The organism is Stenotrophomonas sp. YJH_SMC_138 (assembly GCF_059369855.1).
The window spans coordinates 471,632-481,626 of sequence record NZ_JCAFTB010000003.1 but is presented as its reverse complement, the minus strand read 5'-3'; the positions used below and the strand labels follow the sequence as shown (position 1 = coordinate 481,626).

Below are 9,995 nucleotides of genomic sequence, written 5' to 3'. Positions count from 1 at the left end.
GATCATGTTCTTGACGTAGTCAGCGTGGCCCGGGCAGTCAACGTGGGCGTAGTGACGGATCGGGGATTCGTATTCGACGTGCGCGGTCGAGATCGTGATACCACGAGCCTTTTCTTCCGGCGCGGCGTCGATCGAGGAGTAGTCCTTGAACTCGCCACCGAAGCGCTCGGCACCGATCTTGGTCAGTGCGGCGGTCAGCGTGGTCTTGCCGTGGTCGACGTGACCGATGGTGCCGACATTGACGTGCGGCTTGGTGCGCTCGAACTTACCCTTGGCCATGGCTGCTTATCTCGAATTCGTCTGAGAGGTGATGCTTAAGATGGTGCTCACGAAAGGAATCGAACCTTCGACCTCTTCCTTACCAAGGAAGTGCTCTACCGACTGAGCTACGTGAGCCGAGTTTTGCATTATGACATGAACTCGATAAGATTCAAAGTTCATTCAATGGAGCGGGAGACGGGAATCGAACCCGCACCATCAGCTTGGAAGGCTGAGGTTCTACCATTGAACTACTCCCGCGCCGGGAATGTCACAACGTGAAACTGGTGGAGGGAGGTGGATTCGAACCACCGAAGGCGTAAGCCAGCAGATTTACAGTCTGCCCCCGTTGGCCGCTTGGGTATCCCTCCTTACCACCCCATTCCGTTACCGCCGAAGCGTTGCGGTGTGTGGTGGTGAGCCGCTTATTCTGCTGATGGGACGGGGGGCTGTCAACGCTTTTTTCCATCTTTTTCACACGTTGTCGCAAACCCATTGATACGCAAGGTTATTGACCGGGGACCGGCAGGGTCTCGCTGGCGAAAATTGCGACATGGGGGACTCCGTCGGCGCCGATCCAGCCCCGATACATGCCCTGGGTGTTGAACGGCGTGGCCATTCTGCCGTCCGCGGCAAGCACGATCGCACCACCGTCGCCGCCCATCTGCGGAATCGTCTCGTTGATCACGCCTTTGCCGGCCTGCTCCGGGCTCTGCCCCTGGTAGCGCATGCGCGCACAGATCTCGTGCGCGGCCGCGGTGCGGATGTAGTACTCGCCCCAGCCGGTGCCCGACACCGCACAGCGCGCATCGGCCCAGGTGCCGGCGCCGATGATCGGCGAGTCACCCACCCGGCCATAGCGCTTGTTGGTCATGCCGCCCGTGGAGGTGCCGGCGGCCAGCTGCCCCTGCGCATCCAGCGCGACCGCACCGACGGTACCGAAGTGCTTTGCGGTCTCCAGGTCGGCATGGGCCTGGCCATTGGCCTCTTCCTTAAGCGCGCGCTGCAGCTGCTGCCAACGCTTCTCCGTGCGGAAGTAGGAGGGATCAACCAGAGCAATGCCCTGCTCTACCGCGAAGGCTTCGGCACCCTGCCCTACCATCATCACGTGCCTGGACTTCTGCATCACGGTCTGCGCCAGCAGGATCGGGTTACGCACCCGCTGCACGCCGGCCACCGCACCTGCTGCCTGGGTGGCACCGTCCATCACCGCCGCATCCAGCTCGTTGTGGCCGTCATGGGTGAACACTGCGCCCTTGCCAGCGTTGAAGGTCGGATCGTCCTCCAGCACGGTGATTGCCGCAGTGACCGCTGCAAGCGCCGGACGACCGGCCGCCAGTTCGGCATGGCCTTTCAGCAGTGCGGCGCGCAACGCATCGCGCGCAGCCTTCTCTTCGGCCGGCGACAGGTCCTTGCGTTCGACGCCGGCGCCGCCATGGATGACCAGCAATGGCGACGCAGCCGGGGCGGCCTGGGCGATCAATGGCAAGGACAGCAGCGCGGACAGCGCCAGGCGCAGTTTCATCAGGTACGTCTCCAGCAGGACAAGGGAATGGATTGCAGGGTAGCGCCGGCCGCTGGCCGCAAGGGGCGCATCAGCTCAGGGAAAGTGAGTTGCCGGCCAGCGGCCGGCGCTACCGAAGCGTGAACTCGATCTCGCCGTCGCTGATGTCGGCCACGGCCTGGTAGTCGGCCTCGGCCTGGAAATCGTCCAGGCGCATGCGGCTGCCACTGGCGACCACGGTCACCGGAACGGCATGGAAGCGCAATGGTTCGCCCTCGACCAGGCGATCGGCATCACGACCGGGGCTGACCACCCAGACCTTGCCCTCGCCATCAGCGCTGTAGACCTGGGCCTGGCCATCGGGCTCCACGCACAGGGCGGTGTCCTCATCAACGCCGATGCCGACGATGTCAGGGTCGCCGCTGTCCTGCGCGGCGCGTGCCACGAACACGATGAGGCGGCCAAGGCGGTCACGCTTGTCGAAATGGGTGTCGGTGACCACGCGCTGCAGGTAGGGCATCTGCAGGAAGCCACTGTCCATGGTGACTGCGCTGCCCATCGGATCGGCCAGCGCACCGGCCGAGCTGATGCTGCCGCCATCCATGGCGCCATAGGCATAGCCGCCGAGGATGGCCAGGCCAGCGCTGGTACCGGCAATCGGCTTGCCGGCGCGTACATGGGCGTTGAGCGCGCGGTTGAGTGCGGTGCCCTTCCAGAAGCGGATGTAGCGCGACTGGTCGCCGCCGGCAATGAAGATGGCATCGGCCGCAGCGACCACGCGCAGCACGGATGGATCATCGGCACCGCGGCGGCTGTCGAAGACCAGCGTCTGTACCGCGGTGGTGCCGCCGATCTCGCGGTACAGGCGGTCCTGCAGTTCATCGCCACCGGAGGCACGCAGGATCAGTACACGGCCATTGCCGGCCTGCTTCAACCACCACTGGAAGGCATCCGGCACCCACTCGCCACCGCCCATCAGCATCATCGCGGATGCACGCGGCCCGGGACGTGGGGCCTCAAGGTCGCCGACCTCGTAGTAGGAAAAGCCCGGGCCCTGCAGATCCTGCGCGGGCGCGGCCGACGGCCAGGCCAGCATCAGCAGCGCCAGCCAGGCAACAGGGGTACGCAGGGTCCGGTGAACGCGTCGCATCTTGATCTCCCTGAACAAAATCGACTTGCAAGCGTTTTCACTCTTTGCCAGATAGGGACCCAGTAGTCAAGGACATAAAAAAGGCGTTAAATGCGCGCGCCCATTCCGGAAATCTGAATGGGGGACAGGGCCCCTCCTCTGCGGGCCGGCTTCATTTCCGAGAATTCCTCATGCGTAGAAAGGCGATGGCGTGGTCGATCCAGCTAGCGTTGATGGGTGTGGCTGCTTCCGCGGCCGCCCAGGCTCCGGCGTCCTCTCCGGTACAACAACTGGACGCGGTGCAGGTCACCGGTTCGCGCATTCCGCGCGCCCAGGTGGAAGGCCCCGCCCCGATCACGGTGATCAACGCCGAACAGATCCGCTCCAGTGGCTTCACCAGCGTGCCGGACGTGCTGCGTGCGATGACCCAGAACGGCGGTGAGACGCAGAGCCAGCAGTCTTCCAGCGGCGCCGACTTCTCGCCGGGTGCCCAGCAGGTGGACCTGCGCGGCCTGGGCCCTAACCACACGCTGGTGCTGGTCAATGGCCGCCGTATCGCCGACTTCCCGATGCCGTTCAAGGGCCGCAGCAACTTCACCGATGTCTCCAACATTCCGCTGGGGATGATCGAGCGCATTGAAGTACTGACCGGCAGCGCCTCGGCCATCTATGGATCGGACGCGATCGCCGGCGTGGTCAACTTCATCCTGAAGAAGAAGGCCGACGGCACCACGATCGACATGCGCATGGGCACCACCACTGAAGGCGGTGGCGAGTCGTTCGACATGAGCATCGCCAGCGGTTTCAGCCGTGGCAACTTCAACGCGGTGTACAGCGTCGAACTGCAGTCGCAGACGCCGCTGTGGGCCTATGAGCGCGACATCCAGGACTCGACCCAGGACGGCCCCACCGAGGGTTCGCGCATCGCGCGCCGTGCGTACCTGCGCACCGACTACAACGATGACTATCTGGACCCCGGCGCCGCCACCTGCGAAGCGCTGTCCGGCCAGAACCAGGGCAGCACCTACCGCGCCTACCGCCCGAAGTACGGCTACTACTGTGGCAGCGACAGCTCGATCGGCTACGGCACCATCCTCAGCAAGCGCCGCGGTGCCAACGGCTACGCGTCGTTGAGCCATGACTTCGACAATGGCCAGCAGTGGTTCGCCGACGTGCAGCTGGGCTACCACACGATGTCGCTGATGCGCGACGTCACCAAGTGGGGCCGCATGGACGCCAACGGCGATGAGTCGGGCTACTTCAACAACGAAGCCACCGGCGAGATCGAGTTCTGGCAGCGCCAGTTCTCGCCCGAGGAAATGGGTGGCCTGCGCAATGCCATGGTGCGCAGCACGCAGAAGACCTTCAGCGTGACCACCGGCTTCAAGGGCAACCTGGCCGGCAACTGGGACTACGAAGCGGCATTGAGCCATTCGCAGTACCAGTCGCGGATCAGCTGGGCGCAGATCATCGCCGCCAAGGCCAATGACCTGTTCCTCGGCCCGCAGCTGGGCGTGGATGACGACGGTTTCCCGATCTACAACGCCGACCCGTCACGCCTGTACCGGCCGCTGACCCGCGCCGAGTACGATTCGATCGCCGCGCGTACCACCTACACGCCGAAGTCGCGCACGGAGACGGCGGCATTCACTCTGACCAATTCCGCGCTGTTCGGCCTGCCCGGCGGTGACGCCGGTTTCGCCGCGACCGTGGAAGTGGGCCAGCAGGCGTACTCGCTCAATCCTGATCCGCTGGCGACCCAGTACTACTATTACAGCTGGAAGGATTCGGACGGCCAAGGTTCGCGCAACCGCTGGGCTACGGCGGCCGAGCTGCGCATGCCGCTGCACGAAACGGTCAACCTGAGCGTGGCCGGCCGCTACGACCAGTACCGCTATTCCGGCCACACCATCGGCAAGGCGACCTGGAGCGGTGGCCTGGAATGGCGCCCGATCGACACGCTGCTGGTGCGCGGTTCGTATGGCACCGCGTTCCGTGCGCCGGACCTGCACTATGTATTCGCCGGCCCGGGCAACGATGAGACCACCGCCGAAGACCTGTACAGCTGCCGCGCCGACGGCGCCACCGACTGCGCCGACTACGAGCGCAACCTGATCCGCAGCCGCACCGGCAACCGCCAGCTCGACCCGGAAACCAGCACCTCGTGGAGTGCCGGCTTCGTCTGGTCGCCGGCCGTCGGCCTGGACCTGTCGGTGGACTGGTTCGACATCGACATGCGCGACCAGGTGCAGGACATGGACGTGCGCACGATCCTGGCCAACGAAGCGAACTGCCGCCTGGGCAGCGCCGACATCACCTCGCCGACCTGCGTGGATGCACTCGCCCGCATCACCCGCAGCAACGACGGGCGCCTGTATGGCGTGCGCGTGGCGCCGATCAACGTCGCCCGCGAATCCACCTCCGGCATCGACGTCGGCCTGCGCTACCGCCTGCAGACGGGCATCGGCGACTTCATCTTCAACGGCACCCACACCTGGGTGAAGAAGCATGACTTCCAGCGCTACCCGGGCGACCGTACCGAAGACCAGTTCGCAGTGAACAGCGGCTTCGACATCCCACGCACCAAGACCAGCCTGAGCGTGACCTGGGAAAAGGATGCGTGGTCGGCAACGGTGTACGGTTCGCGCCTGGGCAAGCTGCCGACCTCGGACAGCTACGACCAGGTGTTCGACTGGGACAGCGGCGACAGCCCGTACGTGAAGGCGACCTATCGCTACAACGCCTCGCTGCAGTACCGCTTCGACGACCACTCGCGCCTGTCGCTGTCGGTGGTCAATGTGTTCAACAAGATGCCGCCGAAGGACCGTACCTACACTGCATACCCGTACTACGACGTGTCCTGGTTCGACAGCGTGGGGCGCACGATCAACCTGCAGTACACCCACAAGTTCGGTGGCAGCGCGCTGTAAGCGCCTGGCCAGCGCAGATACAGGAGACCCCCGCTTCGGCGGGGGTTCTTTTTTTCCGCCGCCTGAACGGTACCCGCGCGCAGGCTCCGGCCCGACCGGCCAGCCGGGGATTTTAGGAAACAGCTGATTCCGCGCCGCGCGCGCCGCTCCCTAGCATCGTTGCATGTTCCGCTTCCCCCGCCCTTCGCTGCAGCAGGCCGTGCCATCGACCACCGCGTCGGTGCTGCTGCGCTGCCTGACCGTGTGCGTCTTCGTCTGCCTGGCCGCCGCGGCCGGCTTCTACCTGCTCACGGCATTCACCGAGGACATCTCGACCCATCGCCGCGAGATGAATGCAGCGGCCTACAGGGCCCAGATCTATTTCGACCAGCGCGAAGCCCTGCTGCGCTATCTGGGCGATTCGGTGGTGAGGGGCAACCCGGATGCACCTGCGGCGGACAGCGAAGGCATGCGCCAGGTGCCGCTGGATGGTGCTGGCGGCCAACCGGGCCAGCGGCTGCTGTTGTCAGCGCGCGCCGAACACACGCTGCAGGCACTGCAGACGCATCTGCTGCTGGTCGATGCGCACGGCACGCACTGGCTGGCCGGCGGCGAGGTCGACGTGGACCTGGCGCACCTGCCATCGCTGCGTGCGCTGCAGGCACGCAGCGGCAGCCTGGAGGCGGCCGACCCGGTGCACTGGCTGCGCCCGGGTGACAGTGGCGTTGCATTGGCGCAGCCGGTACAGGCCGGCCCGCATCCGACGCAGTGGCTGGTGCTGCTGCTCGATGGCGCGGCGGCGGCGAGCATGATCGACGGCCAGGGCATCGGCGGCTATGCGCTGCTCGACCGTGCAGGGCAGCCGGCATTGTCCAGCCAGACCCCGCGTCTGGATGGTGCGGGCTGGAAGACCCTGCGGGAACGCCAGGACGACAGCTTCGGCACGCTGTGGAGTGGCGGGCTTCCGCGCGGTGTAGCGCTGGTGAAAAGTGTCGGCAACGACGGCTGGCGGTTGGTCTACCACCTGCCGTCGCAACTGCTGCTGGGTGACCTGGCGGTGCCGCTGCTGGTCTGCGCGCTGTTGCTGCTGCTGGCCGGCGTCGCGCTGCGCCTGCTGCGGCATCACGTGGACCTCCAGCTGATCCAGCCGGCCCTGCAGCAACAGCGCAGGCTGCTGGAGAACCTGGATTTCAGTTCGACGGTGATCGACATGGCGCCGGTCGGCATCTGCGTCCTGCGCCGCAGCGACCGCGCGCTGCTGCTCTCCAACCAGCTGCTACGCGACTGGCTTGGCGAAGAAGGCGAACACAGCGACTGGCAGGCGCCATGGCGCGGACATGCCGGCGAGCGCGGGCGTGGACTGGAATTCACCACCCGCGACGGTCGTCAGCTGCAGGTGCTGCACGCGGCCTGCCGCTACCAGGGCGACGACGTGCTGCTGTGCGTGTTCCATGACATTTCCCGGCACCGCCAGGCACAGGCCGCGCTGTCGTCGGCACGCCAGGCCGCCGATGCGGCCAACCAGGCCAAGAGCGCGTTCCTGGCCACCATGAGCCATGAAATCCGTACTCCGCTCTACGGCGTGCTGGGCACGCTGGAGCTGCTCGGGCACACCTCGCTGGACGCCCGGCAGTCGCAGTACCTGCGCACCATCGAGAGTTCCTCATCGGTCCTGCTGCAGTTGATCAGCGATGTGCTGGATGTTTCCAAGATCGAATCCGGGCAGCTCAGCCTGGAGCCGGCGCCGTTCTCGCCGCGCGAGCTGACCGAGAGCGTGCTGCGCAGTTTCGCTGCCTCGGCCACCTGCAAGGGCCTGCAGATCCTGGTCTGCACCGACCCGCGCCTGCCCACGCGCGTGCTGGGTGATGCCGACCGCATCCGCCAGGTGCTGGGCAACCTGCTCAGCAACGCGATCAAGTTCACCGAGCATGGCCGGGTGGTACTGCGCGTGCGCCAGGTACAGCGCGAAGGTGAATCGAGCGTGCTCGCCTGGCAGGTCACCGATACCGGCGTGGGCATCGCCGCGGAGGAACAGGCGCGGTTGTTCGAACCGTTCCGCCAGGTCCGCGGCGCGGCCAGTGCACAGGGCACCGGGCTGGGCCTGTCCATCAGCGACCGCCTGGTGCGCCTGATGAGCGGCGAGCTGCAGGTGGTGAGCGAGCCCGGCCTGGGCAGCAGCTTCAGCGTGCGCCTGCCCTTGCCGGTGCTGGCCGCCGCCGAGGATGGCCCGACCCTGCTGCCGGAGCCGCCGATCCTGGTGCGCGGCCGTGATCGCGAACTGGTCGACAGTGCCTGCGGCTGGCTGCGTCGCTGGGGCGCCAACGCACAGCCCCTGCAGGGCGACCCTGCACTGCTGGACCATGACGGCGCGATCCTGATGGACGGCGAGGCCGGGATGCCGCTGGCCTGGGCAGGCCCTCGCGTGGTGGCATCGATCGACGGCGGCGACCAGCCCACCGTTGCCGCCGATGGCAGCCTGGTGGTGACCCTGCATGGGATGACCGCGATCGGCAATGCACTGGCCAACGTGCAGCAGCAACGTGCGGCGCTGCCGGAAACATCGCGCGCGGCAAGGCCGATGCCGCTGGGCCTGCACGTGCTGGCCGTCGAAGACAACCCGATCAACCGGGTGATCCTGGCCGAGCAGCTGCGCACCCTCGGCTGCGACGTGGAGCTGGCACAGGACGGCGTGGAAGCCCTGCAGCGATGCCGAGAGCAGTCTTTCGACCTGGTGGTGACCGACATCAACATGCCGCGCATGGACGGCCACGCGTTGGCCCGGCAACTGCGCGAGGACGGCAACCCGGTGCCGGTGATCGGCGCCACCGCCAATGCCACTGCCGAGGAGCGCGAGCGCTGCCTGGCCAGTGGCATGCAGGGCTACCTGAGCAAACCCATCGACATCGCACGCCTGCGCAAGGCGCTCACCTCACTGCGCCAAGGAGACCCCGCATGACCCAGCGTGTCCTGATCCTGGAAGACCAGCCCTTCCAGCGTGGTTTCCTGGCCAATCTGTTCGGCAGCCACGCAGGCGTGCAGGTCGACGCCTGCGAAGACGTGGATGCGGCCATCGCGCTGTGTGCGTGCCAGCCCTACGACCTGGTGGTCAGCGACCTGCTGATGCCCGGGCAGGACGGCATCCAGTTCATCCAGGCGCTGGCGGCACAGCCGCGCCCGCCACGCCTCGCGGTGGTCAGCGCGGCCCCGCGGCGGATGATGACCTCGGCACGGCTGATGGCCGAATCGCTGGGGCTGGATGTGGTCGGCCTGCTGCCCAAGCCGGTGGCGGCCGCCGATGTGGACGCCCTGTTCGAGGCCTTGGCGCAGGCGCGTCCGGCCGCCGGCGAGGCCCCTACGCGCGCGGCGGCTGCGCCCGAACCGGATGCATCGCAGCTGCGCCAGGCCATGGCCGATGGCAGCCTGACGGCCTGGTTCCAACCGAAGAAGTCACTGCAGTCAGGACGCGTGGTGGCGGCCGAAGCACTGGTGCGCTGGCGACATCCGCAGCTGGGCACGCTGGCCGCTGGCAGCTTCCTGCCGGCAATCTGCCGCTACGGGCTGGAGGGCGATCTTCTGCGGATGATGCTCAAGGCCAGCATCAGCGCGCAGGCACGCTGGCGCAAGCAAGGGTTCCGGGTACCGGTATCGATCAACCTGCCCCCTCACCTGCTGGAGCAGTCGGACCTGCCCGACGAACTGCTGGCACTGACCCTGGCCAACGGCGGTACGCCCGGTGAATTGTGCTTCGAACTGATGGAAAACAGCACCACGCGGCACGTCAGCGACTTCTATGCCGGCGCCTGCCGCCTGCGCATGAAGGGCTTCGGCCTGGCCCAGGATGATTTCGGGCAGGGCCTGAGCTCGGTCCACAACCTGGTCAATACCCCTTTCACCGAGGTCAAGATCGACCGCGCGCTGGTCAGCGGATGCGCGCGCGACCCGGCCTTGCACCTGACCCTGTCGACGGTGATCGCGCTGGCCAACCAGCTGGGCCTGACCATCGTGGCAGAGGGCGTGGAAAGCGATGCCGACCTGGCTGCCCTGCGCCAGCTGGGGTGCAGCCAGGTGCAGGGCTTCCTGATCTCGCAGGCGCTGCCGTCGGACGAGTTCACCCGCCTGCTGGACGAAGAAGCGCCGCAGTTGGACGAGTCGCCGCGAGCCGCCCTGCGCTGACACGGATTCCACGTCCGCTTCA

At 66.5% G+C, this 9,995-nt stretch carries 6 protein-coding genes and 3 tRNA genes; 3 read left to right on the top strand and 6 right to left on the bottom strand.

The window, feature by feature from the left end; genetic code table 11:
• From AC5P7I_RS10285 to AC5P7I_RS10260, 6 genes are all read right to left on the bottom strand, one after another.
• Window positions 1-279: GTP-binding protein (locus tag AC5P7I_RS10285; protein ID WP_308307142.1), on the bottom strand; the 279-nt coding region annotated here is incomplete at its 3' end.
• A 41-nt stretch (window positions 280-320) separates the two neighbouring features.
• Window positions 321-396, bottom strand: a tRNA-Thr gene (locus AC5P7I_RS10280).
• A gap of 49 nt (window positions 397-445) precedes the next feature.
• Window positions 446-519: transfer RNA gene (locus AC5P7I_RS10275), tRNA-Gly, on the bottom strand.
• A 24-nt stretch (window positions 520-543) separates the two neighbouring features.
• Window positions 544-629: transfer RNA gene (locus AC5P7I_RS10270), tRNA-Tyr, on the bottom strand.
• 137 nt (window positions 630-766) lie between these two features.
• Complete coding sequence (locus AC5P7I_RS10265) at window positions 767-1,783, bottom strand: isoaspartyl peptidase/L-asparaginase family protein (RefSeq protein WP_014646043.1); 1,017 nt, start codon at window positions 1,781-1,783, stop codon at window positions 767-769.
• 109 nt (window positions 1,784-1,892) lie between these two features.
• Window positions 1,893-2,912 carry a cyanophycinase gene (locus tag AC5P7I_RS10260; RefSeq protein WP_262087867.1) on the bottom strand — a complete coding sequence of 340 codons (1,020 nt, stop codon included), beginning with the start codon at window positions 2,910-2,912 and terminating at the stop codon, window positions 1,893-1,895.
• Between the two features lie 170 nt (window positions 2,913-3,082).
• On the opposite strand from AC5P7I_RS10260, the gene AC5P7I_RS10255 reads away from it, so the two are divergent.
• The 3 genes from AC5P7I_RS10255 (at window position 3,083) to AC5P7I_RS10245 (ending at window position 9,973) form a co-directional block, all read left to right on the top strand.
• Window positions 3,083-5,821, top strand: coding sequence for a TonB-dependent receptor plug domain-containing protein (locus tag AC5P7I_RS10255; RefSeq protein ID WP_164077508.1), 2,739 nt, complete (start codon window positions 3,083-3,085; stop codon window positions 5,819-5,821).
• A 163-nt stretch (window positions 5,822-5,984) separates the two neighbouring features.
• Complete coding sequence (locus tag AC5P7I_RS10250) at window positions 5,985-8,756, top strand: response regulator (RefSeq protein WP_262087868.1); 2,772 nt, start codon at window positions 5,985-5,987, stop codon at window positions 8,754-8,756.
• On the top strand, window positions 8,753-9,973 hold the full coding sequence (locus AC5P7I_RS10245; protein WP_032956914.1) for an EAL domain-containing response regulator: 1,221 nt from the start codon (window positions 8,753-8,755) through the stop codon (window positions 9,971-9,973). Before AC5P7I_RS10250 ends, AC5P7I_RS10245 begins: the two co-directional genes overlap by 4 nt.
• The last annotated feature ends 22 nt before the right edge of the window (window positions 9,974-9,995 follow it).

Coding starts and splice junctions, on each gene's coding strand:
- AC5P7I_RS10260 (WP_262087867.1), bottom strand. CDS start 2,912: ATGCGACGCGTTCACCGGACCCTGCGTACCCCTGTTGCCTGGCTGGCG.
- AC5P7I_RS10255 (WP_164077508.1), top strand. CDS start 3,083: ATGCGTAGAAAGGCGATGGCGTGGTCGATCCAGCTAGCGTTGATGGGT.
- AC5P7I_RS10250 (WP_262087868.1), top strand. CDS start 5,985: ATGTTCCGCTTCCCCCGCCCTTCGCTGCAGCAGGCCGTGCCATCGACC.
- AC5P7I_RS10245 (WP_032956914.1), top strand. CDS start 8,753: ATGACCCAGCGTGTCCTGATCCTGGAAGACCAGCCCTTCCAGCGTGGT.
- AC5P7I_RS10265 (WP_014646043.1), bottom strand. CDS start 1,783: ATGAAACTGCGCCTGGCGCTGTCCGCGCTGCTGTCCTTGCCATTGATC.